Source organism: Pseudomonas sp. S8 (assembly GCF_050473925.1).
Lineage (GTDB): Bacteria > Pseudomonadota > Gammaproteobacteria > Pseudomonadales > Pseudomonadaceae > Aquipseudomonas > Aquipseudomonas parakoreensis.
The window spans coordinates 492,952-509,603 of the sequence record NZ_JBFDVZ010000016.1; the positions used below are offsets into that span (position 1 = coordinate 492,952).

Consider the following 16,652-nt stretch of genomic DNA (forward strand, 5'->3'; position numbering starts at 1 on the left):
GTCGGTTGCCACGCTTTAAAGCGGCGGTCGCCTGATTTGTTGTCAGACGCCGCTCTTTTTCTTGTCAGCCATTACTCGGGTCAGGCAACGCACTGCTGGCGCCGAGCTTGTTCAGGAAGAACAGGTACACCAGACCCAGCGCGATCCAGATCAGGCCGAGTTTCTGCGCATCGACGCCCATGTTGTACATGATGGCGGCGACGATGATGAAGCCGATCACCGGACAGATCAGATGGCGCACGACCTGGCCGGACTTCTGCCGACGCCAGTAGTAGTTGATCACTGTCAGGTGCAGCAGCATGAAACCGCTGAGGGCGCCGAAGTTGACCAGCGAGGTCAGGGTGTCGACCGAATTGATGAACAGGTAGCAGATCACCAGCGACAGCAGCGCCACCAGATAAATGCTCAGGTACGGGGTGTTGTGCTTCGGGTGCACCTTGGCCAGCACTTTCGGCAACTTGCCGTCACGGGCCATGCCGAACAGCAGGCGCGACACCGCGGCTTGCGAGGTGATTGCCACGGCAACCCCCCAGGCCAGAGCAGTCGCCACACCGGTCAGCGTTGCCAGCCAGCTGCCCGCCGCGATTTCGGCGATTTCATAGAACGCGGTGTCGGCGGACTTGAAGCCCATGCCGGCAGCGAGGTCGGTGGCGATCCAGGTCTGTACGACGAAAATTGCGCCCATCACCAGCAGCGTGATCAGCGCTGCCCGACCGACGCTTTTGCCCGGGTCGCCCTTGATTTCTTCAGCGAGGGTCGAGATCGCATCGAAGCCGAGGAACGACAGCACCGCAATCGACACCGCTTGCATCAGCAGGGCGAAGTTGAATGTTTCCGGGTGATACAGCGGCGCCAGGGTCAGCCCGCCGTTGCCGCCGCCGTTGTGCAGGGCATTCCAGGCGTAGAACAGGAATATCCCCAGCACCACCAATTGCGCCAGCAGGAAGATGATGTTCATCCGTGCGGTGAAGGTGATGCCGCGCAGGTTGACGAACGTCGCGCTGACCAGGAACGCCAGAATGAAGCCGACTTTCGGAATGTCCGGATAAAGATGGTTGAGGGCCATCGCCGCGTAGACGTACAGCAGCGGCGGAATCAGCAGGTAGTCGAGCAGCATCAGCCAGCCGGCGAGGAAGCCGACGTGTTGGTTGAGTCCGCGTTGCGCGTAGGAGTAGACCGAACCTGCAATCGGAAATGCCCGCGCCATGCTGCCATAGCTCAACGCGGTGAACAGCATCGCCACCATGCCGATGATGTAGGCCAGCGGCACCATCCCGGGCGCCTCGGCATTGACGTAGCCATACACGCCAAACGGGGCGATGGGGATCATGAAGATCATTCCGTACACCACCAGATCGGTCAGTGTCAGGCTACGTTTCAACTCCTGTTTGTAGCCGAACTCTTCTATTTCCATGAAGCGCAACTCCTTGTCAGCCTATCCGGCGTTTTTCGTTGTTATGTCGGTCCATCGTTTACCGCGTTATCAATCTTTGCATTCGTTACAGCAGCGGTGCCAGGCGCTCGGCCCACAGCGAAACCGCTTCCGGGCTGCGCAGCAGATCGTTGCGCACCTCGATCAGCGCCGACTCCAGTCCACGGGCATCGCCGTGCACTGGCACGGTCATGTCCCCCAGCGGATCGATCCGGTACGGCTGGTTGCCCGCGACCTTCAACGGGTGCTGGCCGAGGCCGTCGATCAGCCGTTGTGCATAGGCGCTGGCCTGGCCGAACAACACGCCGACTTCCAGCGGGCGCGGCTGGCCGTAATACACCGGGGTAAAGCTGTGAATCCCCACCACCCGTACCGCTTGACCCTGCGCGACGCGTTGGTCGATCAGGGTTTGCAGCCGGGCGTGAAACGGTTTGAACAGCGTCTGGCGCCGGTACTCGCGAGTGGCTTCGTCCAGCTCGCGATTGCCGGGCACCTGATAAATCTCGCTCTGTGCCGGAATGCTGTCGGGGGCATGCCGGGGCCGGTTGAGGTCGATCAGCAACCGTGAATAGTTGGCGCTCAACAGTGTCGCCCCGAGCACTTGCGAGAGCTTTTCAGCCAGTTGCAAGGCGCCGATGTCCCAGGCGATGTGCTCGCGCGCGGCTGCATCGTCCAGGCCCAGATTGTTCAGGGCTTCGGGGATGTAGCGGCTGGCGTGCTCACACACCAGGATCAACGGATGCGATGAATTTTCACGACTCAGGTTGTAGACCGGGCGGGTATACAACCCCAGCTCGGCGGATTCAGTACAGGCGTGCATAGTGCTCACACAGGTCAGCGGGCGAGAGCTGTTCCGTCAGCGCCAGTTCCTCGGTTTTAAGGGCGTGGTAAGTGTCGAGCAACGGCTTGGGCAGCCATTGGTTGAAGGCTGCACTGTCACGCAGGCAATCCAGCGCCTGGGCCAGCGAGGCGGGCAGGGCAACGATGCCCCGGGCCTTGCGTTGCTCGTCGTTGAGTGAATCGGGAATTTCGTCAGTGATCGCGTTCAGCGCCAGACGCTGTTCGATGCCCAGCCGTCCGGCGATCAGCAGCGCGGCCATTGCCAGGTGCGGCGAAGCGGTAGCGTCCATGGCGCGGAATTCGAGGTTGTACTGCGCCGCCACGGATTTGCCGCCCAGGCTCACGGTCGGACAAATGCGCAACGCCGCTTCACGGTTCTGCTGCCCCAGACACGCGTAGGACGCGCTCCAGTGATGCGGCTGCAGGCGTTCGTACGACACCGGCGTCGGCGCGGTGAATGCACACAGCGCTGGCAGATAATGCAGGATCCCCGCCGCCCAATGCTGGCCGAGGGTCGACAGACCGTTGCTGGTGCCGGCGTCGTACAGCAGCGGCAGACCTTGCAGGTCGAGCAGGCTGACGTGCAAATGCACGCCGTTGCACACCGCATCGGCCTTGGTTTTCGGCGCGAAGCTGACGTCCAGGCCCATTTGCCGGGCGATTTCACGGGTGATCTCGCGCACATTGACCGCACGATCCGCCGCTGCCACGCCACAGGTCGGGCGGCAGGTGATTTCGTATTGATGCTTGCCGTATTCCGGCAGAAACATCTCCGGCTCGACGCCACCGGCACGCAAGGCGCTGAGCAGCCAGCCGCCGAACTCGGCGCCCTGACGCTGGGCTTCGAGGGAAAACGCCAGGTGTTCGGCGAAGCCGGCATGCAGGTTGAATTCGTGTTCGAACGCCGCGTTGACCTGCAGGCCGAGGTCGTTGCGATAACGTTCGATTTCATCGCGCAGCAGCGTGCGCGGACAGGCACTCCACGGGCGGCCATCGGTTTCGCGAATGTCGCCGTGGATGAAGTCCAGCGCCGGCGCTGCGGCATCCGGGCCGTTGCCGACGGTGACGCGGCTGCTCAAGTCAGGGATCAGCCGCAAATCGCCATACGCGCCCCACGGGTTGGTCGAGGCGATGATGTCCTGCGGCGTCAAGGCACTGTTGGCCGGCACCCAGCCGCAACCGGCCGCTTGATAATGCTCCAGCTGATCGGTGGGAAACGAACGGCCACGGGTGATGCCGATCAGGTCAGTGGTGACAATGGTGGTCATCGGCAACGGCGTCAGGCGCTCGCTCATGGGCGCATCTCCTGCAACCTGCCGAGCACGGTCTGCGTGTCGGTGATCCAGCAGTAGCCCTTGATCGCATTCAGGCAGGCGTCATGTCGCGCCGGGGTGTAGGTGGCGCAGGCGTCTTCGACCAGCGTCACCAGATAACCGCGGTCGGCGGCATCACGCACCGCCATGTCGACGCACTGGTCGGTGACAATGCCGGCGATGATCAGGTGGCGGGTTTCGAGGTTGCGCAGCACGTAATCGATGTTGGTCGAGTTGAACACCCCGGAGGAGGTTTTCGGCAGCACGATTTCGTTTTCCACCGGGGTCAGGTCGTCGATGATCCGCGCCTGTTGACTGCCTTTGGGCAGGTGCATGTCCGACAGTTTGTGATCCAGCGAGCGGTCGCGACCGTCGGCGGTCAGGCTTTCGATAATAGTGTGCAGCACGTTCTGCCGCGCTTCGCGAAAGGCGCTGAGCAAGCGGCGCTGGTTGGGCACCACCTGCATGTGGGTGCGGGTCAGGAAATACTCGGCGTCCGGGCCGTTCAGGTGCGGGTCGAACTGCGGTTCGAGCCAGGCACGCTGCATGTCCACCAGCAGCAACGCGGTGTGATCGGTGACAAACGGCAAGTCTCGTGGCGAGCGGTGGGGAAGACTGAACATCCTTATTTATCCTCCAGCAGGTGGGTGTTGAACTCGTTGCGCAGGGCGTCGATGCCTTCCAGGCGATCGGCCAGATCGGGGCTGCGCAGGGTCAGGCAGGCAATCAGTGCTTCGACCTGGGCCAGCGCTGGCACCATGGTGTCGAACGGCGAAGCCGATTCCACCGGGGCACTGATGATCAGGTCGGCCAGTTCCCGCAGCGGTGAGGCATAGATGTCGGTGAACAGCACCACCCGGGCGTTGCGGCTTTTTGCAGCACTGGCCACGCGCAAGGCCTGGGTCTGATAGCGGCGATAGTCGAACAGCAGCACCACGTCCTGGCGTTGCAGATCGAACAGGCGGTCGGGCAGTTGCGCGTTGTCTTCCAGGGCAAAGCAGCCGGGGCGCAGCAGGCGCAGGTGATTGAGCAGGTAGTTGGCCATCAGGCTGCTGAAACGCCCGCCGAAGCAGTAGATCTGGTGCCGCGTATCGAGCAGCCAGTCGAGCAGAATGCGTACGTCTTCGGGCTGGGTCAGAACCTGGGTTTCCACCAGCAGGCGTTGGCTATCGGCCAGATAATGGCCCCAGGCGTCGTCCTTGTTCAGGTGCGAACGCGGTTGCAACAGGGTGCGCGGCGAGCGCAGGCGGTGGTCCATGTCGCTGAGCAGGGCGTCCTGAAATTCGGCATAACCGCCGAATCCGAGCTTCTTCACCAGCCGCACGATGGTCGGATCGCTGACGCCGGCGTGTTCGGCCAGACGCGCCATCGGACCCAGGCCATTGCGTGGATACTGGTCGAGCAGGGCGCGAATCACTTTGCGCTCCGACGGCGTCAGCTCCAGGCCGGGATCGGTGATCAAGTCTCTAAGAGGGGGCATCCGGGCTCCTGCTGGATGAGGGGGTGTTGAATTTGTTTCATAATCCGTTAAAACAGTATTTATGTAACTCAGGTTACATGTCTAGTGAATTTTTTGCGGTAGGAATTCACTGTTTAAATAACCTCAAAGAGCTGTGTCACAAGGGCTACACCGATGTCCTCGACCCTTGTAGTCCATTGCCTATTGGTGTGTGAGACATTGCCGTTTTTGTACGCTTGCCGGGGTACCGTCCTAGCTTGCGACGTCCCCCGGGCCGCCCGGTTTTGCGGCACAATTGCCGCAAAACCGGCGGTTTGCCGCCGATTCAACCGATGTTCAGCGAGTGCAACCCTGTGCAATCCACCTGTTTGACATTGATCTGCCACGCTCGAACCGTCGCACAGAAATTGTCGCGTTTTCCTACGAACGAGCCTGTTGAAAATCCGCCATCAGGGCTCGGTGCGTTGGCCACACAACTCGCCAGCGCCGGCCGTCTGCTGTCCGGGCCGGAATTGCGTACGCGCCAGACCGCCGAGTGGTTCGGTGCGGCGCCGCACGTAGACGAAGCGCTGCGCGATTGCGATATGGGGCGCTGGCACGGACAAGCGATCAAGGATCTGCAACTGCGCGAGGCCGAGGCTTTGCAGGCATGGATCAGTGATCCGCAGGCGGCACCCCATGGCGGCGAGTCGGTGACGCAATTGGGCGAACGCGTGGCGGCGTGGCTGGCCAGCCTGCAAGGCACGCCGGGGCCTATCGTCGCGATCACCCATCCTTTCGTGGTGCGGGCTGCATTGATGCAGGTGGTGCAGGGCGTAGCGTTCAACGCTATTGATGTTGAGCCGCTGTCAGTCGTTGAACTGCGGTTCAACGGGATCTGGCGGCTACGCTTGCCGAGTAGCGTTCGTGTGGGAGCACAGTGATGAAACGACTGCTGGTCATCGGCATCGGCGCCGGCAACCCCGACTACATCACCCTGCAGGCGGTGAAAGCGCTCAACCGGGTAGACGTGTTTTTTCTGATGGACAAAGGCCCGCGCAAGGACAAACTGATCGATCTGCGTCGCGACATCTGTGAGCGCTACATCACCGATCCTGCCTATCGTTTCGTCGAGGCTCACAGCCCGGAGCGTGAGCGTGGCGACGTGGACTACACCCGCGCGGTCGATGATCTGAATCGCGCCAAGCAAGAAACCTTCGAACAACTGATCAATGAAGAATTGGCTGACGAGCAGTGCGGCGGATTCCTCGTGTGGGGCGACCCGGCGCTGTACGACAGCACGATTCGTATCCTGCAGGCGATTCTGGCGTCAGGCCGCTGTGTGTTCGAGTTTGAAGTGATCCCCGGGATTACCAGCGTTCAGGCACTGGCCGCGCAGCATAGAGTGCCGTTGAACAGGATTGGCCGGTCTATCGAAATCACCACGGGCCGGCGTCTGGCGGCGGGGCAGGTGAGTGACACGGACAGCCTGGTGGTGATGCTCGACGCTGAAGATTCCTACCGCCATGTGGCGGATCAGCAGACCGAGATTTACTGGGGCGCTTACCTCGGCACACCGGATGAAATTCTGATCAGTGGCAAGCTTGAGGATGTTGCGGATCAGATCGAGCGCACGCGCAAGGCGGCGCGGGCCGAGCATGGGTGGATCATGGATACCTATCTGTTGCGCAAGCCCTGAATTGTCGGGTGTCGATTCGGGCCTCATCGCGGGCAAGCCCGCTCCCACAGGTTTTCGGGTTGAGACGAGGTGGTGTGTACGACGCCAAACCTGTGGGAGCTGGCTTGCCAGCGAAGGCGTCCGGAAATTCACCTCAGGATATCGCTTTGGCCCCACGCCCAAACCGCTCCCGATACACCGACGGCGGCACCCCGACCACGCTGCGAAATGCCACGCGAAAGCTTTCCACTGATCGGTAACCACAGCGCTCGGCAATCTGTTCGCTGTTGTGTGCTGTGCTTTCCAGCAGTTCCCGCGCCCGCGCCAGGCGTTCGTGTTGCAGCCACGCCTTGGGCGATTGCCCGCTGGCCTCGCTGAATCGCCGCAGAAACGTGCGCTCGCTCATCGCCGCTTCGCTCGCCAGATCGCGCACTTCCAGCGGTTGGTGCAGACGCTCGCGAGCCCACTGCATCACCCGTGATAAATCGTTGCGCGGCGTTGGGCTGACAGGCGTGGGAATGAATTGCGCCTGGCCGCCGGTGCGTTGCGGCGACATCACCAGCCGCCGCGCCACCGAATTGGCGACCTGAGTGCCAAAGTCGCGGGCCACCAGATGCAGACAGGCATCGATCCCGGCGGCACTGCCGGCCGAGGTGATCAACTGACCCGAGTCGACGTACAGCACATCCGGATCCACCGCTATCGCCGGGAAGCGCCGCGCCAGTTCATCGCTGTAGCGCCAGTGGGTGGTCGCGCCGTGGCCGTCGAGCAAGCCGCTGGCGGCCAGCACGAACACCCCTGAACAGATCGATAACAGCCGCGCACCGTGGGCGTGGGCCTGGTGCAATGCGCCAAGCAGCGCCGGTGGCACCGGGGCTTCGCGATCACGCCAACCGGGAATGATGATGGTGCGCGCCTGCGCCAGCAGCTCCAGGCCGCCGTCGGCCAGGACGTGAATGCCGCCCATGGCGCGCATCGGCCCTGCGTCGACGGCGACGATGCGGTGCTCGTACCACGGGAAATCGAACTCCGGCCGGGCGAGGCCGAAGATTTCCACGGCAATCCCGAACTCGAAGGTACAGAGGCCGTCGTAGGCCAGAATCGCGACCAATCCAGGTGAATCAGGCATTTGGCGGAAAGTTCCCGGTGAGTGTCTTGCGCGCCACTGTAGCGCCAAGTGACGGCCCGATAAAGTCTGTTCACACCCCAACTGATACAGGAGCTACACAACATGCCCAGCCTGGTTCGCGAAATGCCTGCTGCGCCGTCGGCGATTGCCCTGATGCACTTCAGCAATCGTCTGACCTATGAAACCGATTGTTCTGACGTGTACAGCAGCCAGGAGTCCGGTGAAGTCGATTTTGTCCTGGTCGATGTGCGCGGGCCTTTGGCGTTCGAGCGCGGTCACGTGCCGGGCGCGATCAACATTCCGACCCGCTTGCTGACCGCCGAAGGCCTGGCGGAGTATTCGACGAGCACGTTGTTCGTGGTCTATTGCGCCGGCCCGCACTGCAACGGCGCCAACAAGGCCGCGGTGAAACTGGCGGCGTTGGGTTACCCGGTCAAGGAGATGATCGGCGGCGTGACCGGCTGGCTGGATGAGGGCTTCAGCTTGAGTACTACTCAAGCCGCCAAGGCGCCTATTGGATGTGAATGCTGAATGCTTTTGTAGGAGCTGCCGAAGGCTGCGATCTTTTGACTTTTAAAGAGCAAAAGATCGCAGCCTTCGGCAGCTCCTACAAAGGCAATTTTTGTCGTTTTCAAAGATTTGTCCTACAGCCTTTGCACCATGTCGGCGCACCGTTGATCCCGGTCAACGCGTGCGCCGATGTTCTGTAAGTATTTGTCGCCTAAACACAATTTACCCTGTGCGCGCCGCCATAGACTGCCGTCCACTTCGGTTTTTGCTACTTGATGGCCATGACCGAACGCCAATCGAAAGCTGCCAATAAAAGCCTCCGCACACAGGAGTAATAAATGAAGAAGCTAGTGATGTTCGGTGCCCTGGCACTGTCGATGTTGTCCCTGACCGCAGTGGCCGAAGATGCCAAACCGATTCGTCTGGGGATCGAAGCCGCTTACCCGCCATTCTCGATGAAAACCGCTGACGGCAAACTCACCGGGTTCGACGTCGATATCGGCGATGCGCTGTGCAAACAGATGGACGTTAAATGCGTGTGGGTCGAGCAGGAGTTCGACGGCCTGATCCCGGCACTCAAAGTGAAGAAGATCGACGCGATCCTGTCCTCGATGACCATCACCGACGACCGCAAGAAGAACGTCGATTTCACCATCAAGTACTACCACACCCCGGCGCGCTTTGTGATGAAGGAAGGCTCGGGTGTCAAAGACCCGCTGACCGAACTCAAGGGCAAGAAAGTCGGCGTACTGCGCGCCAGTACCCACGACCGCTACGCCACCGACATCGCCAAGGACGCCGGGTTTGAAGTGGTGCGCTACGGCTCGCAACAGGAAGCCAACCTGGATATGAAATCCGGTCGTCTCGACGCGATGCTGGCCGACTCGGTCAACCTCAGCGACGGTTTCCTGAAGACCGACGCCGGCAAAGGTTTCGAATTCGTCGGCCCGACTTACGAAGACGCCAAGTACTTCGGTGGCGGCGCCGGCATTGCGGTGCGCAAGGGCGATACCGAGCTGGCCGAGAAATTCAACAAGGCCATCACCGAAATCCGCGCCAATGGCGAGTACAAGAAAGTCCAGGACAAGTATTTCGACTTTGACGTGTACGGCCATTAATACGGCGTAGAAAAAAGTGGTCCCGTTTGCGCGGTGGCCACTTTTTTTGTGCCCATGATTTATTCTGCCAACACCTATCCAATGTAGGAGCTGCCGCAGGCTGCGATCTTTTGATCTTGATTCTGAAAAGCAAGATCAACAGATCGCAGCCTGCGGCAGCTCCTACAGGTTTATCGGAGTTTTCCCATGCAACGCATCGACCATGTCCTGCCCTGGAGCCATCTGGGCAGCGAACGTTCCCTCAGCGTCTTCCGTTACGGCGCGGGCAGGCGCAAGGTCTACATCCAGGCCAGTCTGCACGCCGACGAGCTGCCGGGCATGCGCACCGCATGGGAACTCAAGCAACGCCTGAATGCGCTGGAGCAGCAGGGCCGTCTGCAAGGTGTGATCGAGTTGGTACCGGTGGCCAACCCGATCGGGCTCGATCAGCATTTGCAAGGCAGTCATATGGGCCGCTTCGAGCTGGGCAGCGGGAAGAATTTCAACCGCGCGTTTGTTGAACTCAGTGCGCCGGTGGCGGCGCGAATCGGCGAGCAACTGGGCAGCGACGCCGAGGCCAACATCGCGCTGATCCGCCAGACCATGGGCGAGGTGCTCGATGAGTTGCCAGCCCCGGCCTCGCAACTGGAAGCGCTGCACCGCTTGCTGCTGCGCCATGCCTGCGACGCCGACATCACTCTGGATCTGCATTGCGATTTTGAGGCGGCGATTCACCTCTACGCGCTGCCGCAACACTGGCCGCGCTGGCAATCGCTGGCGGCGCGACTGCAGGCCGGCGTTGCGCTGTTGTGTGAAGACTCCGGCGGCAGTTCGTTCGACGAGTCGTGCTCATCGCCTTGGTTGCGTCTGGCGCGGGCGTTTCCGAACGCGGCGATTCCCCCGGCAAACCTTGCCACCACCCTGGAACTGGGCAGCATGGGCGACACCCGGGTCGATCAGGCGCAGGCCAATTGCGAAGCGATACTCGGCTTTCTCGCCGAGCAGGGTTTCATCAGCGGCGAATGGCCGGCGGCCCCGAACGAGTGCTGCGAAGGCATGCCGTTCGAAGGCACCGAATACCTGTTCGCGCCGCACCACGGCGTGGTCAGTTTCCTGCGTAATGCCGGGGAATGGGTCGAGCAGGGCGATGCGCTGTTCGAAGTGGTGGATCCGTTGAATGACCGCCTCACCACTGTCCGCGCCGGTACCAGTGGCGTGCTGTTTGCGATTGATCGTGGGCGTTATACCCAGCCGGGGATCTGGCAGGCCAAGGTGGCGGGGCGTGAGCCGATTCGGGTGGGCAAGCTGATCAACGACTGAGTCCAGATTTCACCCACCCCTGTAGGAGCTGCCGGAGGCTGCGATCTTTTGATCTTGCTTTTAAAAGTCAAAGTCAAAAGATCGCAGCCTTCGGCAGCTCCTACAGGGGTGGGTGTGGTGGATCAAGGCTGTTAGGCTCTCCCGGAACCCGACACTCTGTGAAGGAAGGCTCTATGTTGAAAGCGTTTGCCCTGTTAACCCTGCTGGCGTCCAGCGCCGTCCACGCGCAAACCACGCTGCAAAGCGACTTGCCACTGAAATACATCGAACAGGTTCACCCGGACGCGAACACTCGACCACTGGTGATATTCCTGCACGGCTACGGCAGTAACGAAGCCGATCTGATCGGTATGAAGTTTCAGCTGCCGGCGCAGTACAACTACCTTTCGGTGCAGGCGCCGCTGGCGTTGGGCGAAGGGCGTTTCCAGTGGTTTCGCAAGAAAGGCGAAGGGGCCTACAACGGTGAGACCGATGATCTGCAGGCCAGCGGCCGCAAGTTGCGGGAGTTTGTCGCGCAGGCAGCGCGGAAATATCACGCCAGCCCGGACAAGGTGTACCTGATCGGCTTCAGCCAGGGCGCAATGATGACCTACGAAGTGGGCCTGCGTCCGCCCGTGGCGGTCGGCGGTATCGCAGCACTGAGCGGACGCCTGTTGCCGGTATTGAAAACCGAGCTCAAGGCGCAGCAGCCACCGTTGCCGCTGAAGGTCTTCATCGGCCACGGTACCGCCGATGATCGAGTGCCGTACCGCGACGGCACCGAAGCCAATGCGCTGCTGCAGAAACTCGGCTACGGCCCCGAGTTTCATGCTTATCCCGGTGTCGGCCACAGCATCAGTTCTGCCGAACTGCGCGACTTGAACGCCTGGCTGCAGCAGCTCAATCCGTAGGGATCACTTGTCCTTGAGGATGGTTTTCACCAGCGCATCGTGACCGCTTTTGTCGCTGGCCCGGGAAATTATCTGGACCAAAGCCATGCGCTTGCCGGAGGCGGTGAGCAGGGTGGTATTGAGTGTCTGGCCGCCGCCCTGAGTGGCGGTGCTGTCGACCTGACGCACGCCGAGGCCGCTGCTTTTCTGGGTCAGACTTTTTTCGCTGAGCTTGTTGAAGTCCGGCAAGGCCTTGCGCTGGTCATCGATGAAACTTGCCAGGCTGCCGTCGAGAAATTCGTTGTCGTTGTCCTTCACGCTGGCGCCACCGGCGATCTGGTTTTCCGCGGCGATGACCACGGTCTTGGTCGCCTGATTGGTGTACATCGTGCCCTTGGCACCGGTCGGCCCGGCTGGCAGCGGGTCGGCGGTGAAGCCTTTGGGCAGGACGAAGGTGAACTTGCCGTCGAGCATCGACACGTTGTTGGTCGAGGCCTTTTCCTTGGGCTTGGCTGCCTGGGCGTTGAGGGCGCCGAGACCGGCGACCGCCGCCAGCAACAGGACGACGGCTTTCTTGCTGAGCAATGACATGTGAATCTCCGAGGGATGGTCGCGCCAGGGCGGCGATGATCCCACGGAGCATGCCTGGCATTCCAGCGCGGTTTGTCAGGTGTTCGCATCAGCCTCGGGAATACGGTTTTTTGCCGGAACAGGTCGGGCCAGCAGTTTGCGGGTGACCCCGAGCATCGCCACCGACACCGCGACACCGACGATGAAACCGCTGAGGCCGAGGCTTGGCAGGGTCAGCGCCGACACCAGACAAAACGCCGAAAACGAGTACATGCCCGTCGCCGTCGCCCGTAGCAATGCCGCAGTAAACGCCGGGCCACGGGTCTGCTGAGAAAACACAGCCATCACACTCCCGAGTACCGGGAACACCGCGAGCAGACCGCTCCAGCGCTCGCCCACGGTACTGGCGAGCATCGTCACCAGCAGCGTCAGCGCCGCGCCGGCAATCATTCGCCAGAGCAGTTTGTCCGACTTCGGTGCCGGGCCGTTCAGCACCGGTTGCACGTTGGGGAACAGGTACGGCGCGGCGAGCAGGGCAGTGGCTGCCGCCGCGACCGAGAACGTCAGTGACGACGGAATCAGCGACAACACCAGCGCCAGCACCGCCCACACCGCCAGGGAAATCGTCAGCGCCCATGGCCAGTTCGCCCGCTGCGCCACCTGCGCGTAGGTGATGCAGAAGGCGATCATGGCGAACATCGCCGACAGCGCCGCGACCGCCGATTGCGCAGCAAACGATGGCCCCTGTTCGATGGCGAGGAAAAACAGAATCGGCCCGACCACCACTGGCAGTCCCGACAGCCAACCGGCGACGCTCGGCCCCCAGCGCTTGCCGGCGAGGGAAATCAGCAGCAGAAAACCGGGGATCAGCAGTAATTTGAGGATCAGCACGCGGGAGGCCTCCGGGGATGGAGCGGCCAAGGTAACCGATTGCTGCATTGATCGACAATTTTTGTATACAAAGTCTGCGGGTGTTATCCGCTATGCTCTGAAGATCAGGGTTTACCGGAGTCGATGCCGCGATGAGCAAACCTTCGAAGTTGCTGCGTGGGTGCTGTGGCATCGGCTTGTGGGCGTTGTTACTCACGCCGACCTGGGCCAATTGGCAGGACGCGGTGCCCGGCGCGCAAATCATCGGCACCGGCGATTTCAGTGTGTTCGGCTTCGACGTCTACAACGCCCGGTTGTGGAGCGCGGCACGCCCGTTGTCGACCGAACAGCCCTTTGCCCTGGAGCTGATCTACCGGCGCAAGATCTCGCGCGATGATCTGGTGCAGGCCAGTGTCGATGAAATCAAACGGCTGGCAGGCTCAGGCGTCAGCCCCGCGCAGTTGGCCAAGTGGCAAGGACAAATGCAGCAATCGTTCGTCGATGTGCAGGCGGGTACGCGGATTACCGGCGTGTACCTGCCGGGGCAGGGTGCGCGGTTCTTTGTCGGGCAGCAGTTGCAGCACGAAATCGATGATCCGCAATTTGCCCGGGCGTTTTTCGATATCTGGCTGGATCCGCGCACCCGTAATCCCAAATTGCGCGAGCAGTTACTGGGTGTGAGTCGTTAAGATCAAAAGATCGCAGCCTTCGGCAGCTCCTACAGGATATGCATTCCAATGCAGGAGCTGCCGAAGGCTGCGATCTTTTGCTCTTCAAGGGTTGAACTGAAACCTCTAAGCTGCGTCTTTCGAACTTGTTTCTGGATGTGTGCGTGAAATTCAGCTTACCCAAAATCGCCACTGCGCCGTTCTGCCCGCCGGAAGTTGCCGGCAGCGTCGCGGTCGATCCGAACGCTTCGTTCTTCAAACGCGTGCTGCGTTTTGCCGGTCCCGGCCTGTTGGTGTCGATCGGCTACATGGACCCGGGCAACTGGGCGACCGCGATCGAGGCCGGTTCGCGTTTTGGTTACAGCCTGCTGTTCGTGGTGTTGCTCGCAAGTCTGGCGGGAATGGTCGTGCAGTGCCTGTGCTCGCGTCTGGGCATCGCCACCGGCCGTGATCTCGCGCAATTGTCCCGTGAGCGCTACAGCCCCCCGACCGCGCGCCTGCAATGGGTGCTGGCGGAAATCTCGATCATCGCCACCGATCTGGCCGAAGTGCTCGGCTGCGCCCTGGCGTTTCACTTGTTGCTCGGTTGCTCACTGACCTTCGGCATTGCCCTGACTGCCTTCGACACGTTGCTGGTGCTGGCCCTGCAGAACCGTGGCTTCCGGCGGCTGGAGGCGATCATGCTGGTGCTGGTGGCGACCATCGGCGTGTGTTTCTTCGTCGAACTGGTGCTGATCAAACCGTACTGGCCGGATGTGTTCGCCGGTTTCAAACCGTCGCTCTCGGCGATCAGTGATGCTGCGCCGCTGTACCTGGCGATCGGTATTCTTGGCGCGACGGTGATGCCGCATAACCTCTACCTGCACACTTCGATCGTGCAGACGCGGATGATCGGCAAGGACCTGGCCAGCAAGCAGGACGCGGTCAACCTGGCGCGCATCGACACTATCGGCTCGCTGGCGCTGGCGCTGCTGGTCAACGCGGCGATCCTGATTCTGGCGGCGGCTGCGTTTCACCAGTCCGGGCATACCGATGTGGTGGATATTCAGGACGCCTACCACCTGCTCGACCCACTGGTCGGCGGCGCGCTGGCCAGTGTGCTGTTCGGCGTGGCGTTGCTGGCGTCGGGGCAGAGCTCGACGTTCACCGGGACCATCGCCGGACAGGTGATCATGGAGGGTTACCTGAACCTGCGGATTCCCTGCTGGCAGCGGCGTTTGATCACGCGCGGGCTGGCGTTGATCCCGGCATTCATTGGCGTGTGGCTGATGGGCGATAACGCGGTGGGCAAGTTGCTGGTGTTGAGCCAGGTGGTGTTGAGCCTGCAACTGCCATTCGCGCTGTACCCGTTGATCCGTATGACCAGCGACAAACAACTGATGGGGCCGTTTGTGAATCGGCTGCCGACCCGGGTGCTGGCGTGGGGATTGTTTGTGGTGATCAGTGGGGCGAATGCCTGGTTGATTCTGCAGATGGTGGTGTGAGCCATGTTTTGTGCTGCCTGAACCGGCCTCATCGCTGGCAAGCCAGCTCCCACAGTGATTGAGGGTGGATTCAAATTCTTTGTACACCCCAAGACCCTGTGGGAGCTGGCTTGCCAGCGATGGGGCCCTGAAGATCGACACAAAATTCAGGCAAAAAAAACCGGTGCAACGCAAGTCGCACCGGTTTTTTTGTAGCCAGCGAGCAGTGGATGTCGTGGATCCGTCCGCCGCCTGTATTGCTCCTCTGGGTTAACCGCGTTCCAGCGCCAGCGCCACACCTTGACCGCCGCCGATGCACAAGGTCGCCAGACCTTTTTTCGCATCACGCTTGAGCATCTCGTGCAGCAAAGTCACCAGCACCCGGCAGCCCGACGCACCGATCGGGTGACCGAGGGCGATGGCGCCGCCGTTGACGTTGACCTTGTCCAGATCCCATTGCAGATCCTTGGCCACCGCCAGCGATTGTGCGGCGAAGGCTTCGTTGGCTTCGATCAGGTCCAGTTGGCCGATGTTCCAGCCTGCCTTGTCCAGGCAGCGACGGGTGGCCGAGACCGGACCGATGCCCATGATCGCCGGGTCAACACCCGCGTTGGCATACGCGGCGATTTTTGCCAGCACCGGCAGGCCCAGGGCCTTGGCCTTTTCGGCGCTCATCAGGATTACTGCAGCGGCGCCATCGTTCAGCGACGAAGCATTACCGGCGGTGACGCTGCCATCCTTCTTGAACGCCGGACGCAGTTTGGCCAGCGATTCGGCGGTGGTGTCGCCGCGTGGTTGTTCGTCGACCTTGAACGCGACCGGATCACCTTTGCGCTGCGGGATCAGGATCGGGGTGATTTCATCGACGAAACGCCCGGCTTCGATGGCTGCGGCGGCCTTGCGCTGCGAAGCGGCGGCGAAGGCGTCCTGCTGTTCGCGGCTGATCTCATATTTATCGACCAGATTCTCGGCAGTGATGCCCATGTGGTAATCGTTGAACGCATCCCACAGGCCATCGCTGATCATGGTGTCGACGATTTGCGCGTGACCCATGCGCAGACCGGTGCGAGCACCCGGCATCACGTAGTTGGACAGGCTCATGTTCTCCTGACCGCCAGCGATGATCACCTCGGCATCGCCACAGCGGATCGCCTGCGCGCCCAGGTGCAGGGCCTTCAGGCCCGAGCCGCAGACCTTGTTCAGGGTCATGGCCGGCACGGCGTGGGGCAGGCCAGCCTTGATCGCCGCCTGACGCGCCGGGTTCTGCCCAGCGCCAGCGGTCAGCACCTGGCCCATGATCACTTCATCGACCTGCGCACCGTCCAGACCGGTCTGTTCCAGCAACTGACGGATCACCGCAGCGCCCAGATCCACTGCGGACACGCTGGCCAGAGACCCTTGGAAACTGCCGATCGCGGTGCGGGTGGCGGCAACAATTACGACGTCTTGCATTTT

Annotated in this window: 18 protein-coding genes; 9 read left to right on the forward strand and 9 right to left on the reverse strand. The window is 61.5% G+C overall.

The window, feature by feature from the left end:
* Positions 1 to 64: 64 nt before the first annotated feature.
* The 5 genes from AB1J88_RS03675 to AB1J88_RS03695 form a co-directional block, all read right to left on the reverse strand.
* Positions 65 to 1,414, reverse strand: a complete 1,350-nt coding sequence (locus AB1J88_RS03675) for an APC family permease (protein WP_108183106.1) — start codon at positions 1,412 to 1,414, stop codon at positions 65 to 67.
* Positions 1,415 to 1,499: 85 nt separating this feature from the next.
* On the reverse strand, positions 1,500 to 2,252 hold the full coding sequence (locus AB1J88_RS03680; protein ID WP_430290244.1) for an N-formylglutamate amidohydrolase: 753 nt from the start codon (positions 2,250 to 2,252) through the stop codon (positions 1,500 to 1,502).
* A complete protein-coding gene (locus tag AB1J88_RS03685) occupies positions 2,236 to 3,567 on the reverse strand; it encodes a glutamine synthetase (RefSeq protein WP_041074159.1) in 1,332 nt (443 codons plus the stop codon). The genes AB1J88_RS03680 and AB1J88_RS03685 overlap by 17 nt, the downstream gene beginning before the upstream one ends.
* The gene (locus AB1J88_RS03690; RefSeq protein WP_041074161.1) at positions 3,564 to 4,208 is read right to left on the reverse strand and encodes an isochorismatase family cysteine hydrolase; all 645 of its coding nucleotides are present in this window, start codon (positions 4,206 to 4,208) and stop codon (positions 3,564 to 3,566) included. Before AB1J88_RS03690 ends, AB1J88_RS03685 begins: the two co-directional genes overlap by 4 nt.
* Positions 4,209 to 4,210: 2 nt before the next feature.
* Positions 4,211 to 5,065 carry a MurR/RpiR family transcriptional regulator gene (locus AB1J88_RS03695; RefSeq protein ID WP_041074163.1) on the reverse strand — a complete coding sequence of 285 codons (855 nt, stop codon included), beginning with the start codon at positions 5,063 to 5,065 and terminating at the stop codon, positions 4,211 to 4,213.
* 311 nt (positions 5,066 to 5,376) lie between these two features.
* Between AB1J88_RS03695 and AB1J88_RS03700 the strand changes: the two genes are divergently transcribed.
* Together AB1J88_RS03700 and cobF are read left to right on the forward strand one after the other, a co-directional pair.
* Positions 5,377 to 5,967 carry a histidine phosphatase family protein gene (locus AB1J88_RS03700; RefSeq protein WP_430292656.1) on the forward strand — a complete coding sequence of 197 codons (591 nt, stop codon included), beginning with the start codon at positions 5,377 to 5,379 and terminating at the stop codon, positions 5,965 to 5,967.
* Positions 5,967 to 6,722, forward strand: coding sequence for a precorrin-6A synthase (deacetylating) (gene cobF, locus AB1J88_RS03705; protein WP_430290245.1), 756 nt, complete (start codon positions 5,967 to 5,969; stop codon positions 6,720 to 6,722). The genes AB1J88_RS03700 and cobF overlap by 1 nt, the downstream gene beginning before the upstream one ends.
* A gap of 133 nt (positions 6,723 to 6,855) precedes the next feature.
* Here the strand turns inward: cobF and ftrA are convergent, their stop codons facing one another.
* On the reverse strand, positions 6,856 to 7,830 hold the full coding sequence (ftrA, locus tag AB1J88_RS03710) for a transcriptional regulator FtrA (protein WP_430290246.1): 975 nt from the start codon (positions 7,828 to 7,830) through the stop codon (positions 6,856 to 6,858).
* Positions 7,831 to 7,932: 102 nt separating this feature from the next.
* Here ftrA and AB1J88_RS03715 point away from each other — a divergent pair, with 102 nt between their 5' ends.
* From AB1J88_RS03715 to AB1J88_RS03735, 5 genes are all read left to right on the forward strand, one after another.
* Entirely contained in the window at positions 7,933 to 8,361 is a 429-nt protein-coding gene (locus AB1J88_RS03715; protein WP_430290247.1) for a rhodanese-like domain-containing protein, read from the forward strand.
* On the forward strand, positions 8,355 to 8,540 hold the full coding sequence (locus tag AB1J88_RS03720; protein ID WP_430290248.1) for a hypothetical protein: 186 nt from the start codon (positions 8,355 to 8,357) through the stop codon (positions 8,538 to 8,540). The genes AB1J88_RS03715 and AB1J88_RS03720 overlap by 7 nt, the downstream gene beginning before the upstream one ends.
* A 138-nt stretch (positions 8,541 to 8,678) precedes the next feature.
* Positions 8,679 to 9,458 carry an ABC transporter substrate-binding protein gene (locus AB1J88_RS03725; protein ID WP_047293409.1) on the forward strand — a complete coding sequence of 260 codons (780 nt, stop codon included), beginning with the start codon at positions 8,679 to 8,681 and terminating at the stop codon, positions 9,456 to 9,458.
* Between the two features lie 186 nt (positions 9,459 to 9,644).
* Positions 9,645 to 10,757: a M14 family metallopeptidase gene (locus tag AB1J88_RS03730; protein ID WP_430290249.1), complete on the forward strand. Its 1,113-nt coding sequence runs from the start codon at positions 9,645 to 9,647 to the stop codon at positions 10,755 to 10,757.
* Positions 10,758 to 10,930: 173 nt separating this feature from the next.
* Entirely contained in the window at positions 10,931 to 11,647 is a 717-nt protein-coding gene (locus AB1J88_RS03735) for an alpha/beta hydrolase (protein ID WP_086792571.1), read from the forward strand.
* A 3-nt stretch (positions 11,648 to 11,650) separates the two neighbouring features.
* On the opposite strand, the gene AB1J88_RS03740 is transcribed toward AB1J88_RS03735, so the two are convergent.
* On the reverse strand, positions 11,651 to 12,217 hold the full coding sequence (locus AB1J88_RS03740; protein WP_430290250.1) for a hypothetical protein: 567 nt from the start codon (positions 12,215 to 12,217) through the stop codon (positions 11,651 to 11,653).
* Between the two features lie 75 nt (positions 12,218 to 12,292).
* Positions 12,293 to 13,087: a hypothetical protein gene (locus AB1J88_RS03745; RefSeq protein ID WP_222018954.1), complete on the reverse strand. Its 795-nt coding sequence runs from the start codon at positions 13,085 to 13,087 to the stop codon at positions 12,293 to 12,295.
* 131 nt (positions 13,088 to 13,218) lie between these two features.
* On the opposite strand from AB1J88_RS03745, the gene AB1J88_RS03750 reads away from it, so the two are divergent.
* Positions 13,219 to 13,755 (forward strand): chalcone isomerase family protein, encoded by a 537-nt coding sequence (locus AB1J88_RS03750; RefSeq protein ID WP_430290251.1) that lies wholly within the window; start codon positions 13,219 to 13,221, stop codon positions 13,753 to 13,755.
* 143 nt (positions 13,756 to 13,898) lie between these two features.
* Entirely contained in the window at positions 13,899 to 15,218 is a 1,320-nt protein-coding gene (locus AB1J88_RS03755; RefSeq protein ID WP_430290252.1) for an Nramp family divalent metal transporter, read from the forward strand.
* A 249-nt stretch (positions 15,219 to 15,467) separates the two neighbouring features.
* On the opposite strand, the gene AB1J88_RS03760 is transcribed toward AB1J88_RS03755, so the two are convergent.
* Complete coding sequence (locus AB1J88_RS03760) at positions 15,468 to 16,649, reverse strand: acetyl-CoA C-acetyltransferase (protein ID WP_041073536.1); 1,182 nt, start codon at positions 16,647 to 16,649, stop codon at positions 15,468 to 15,470.
* Between the last annotated feature and the right edge of the window lie 3 nt (positions 16,650 to 16,652).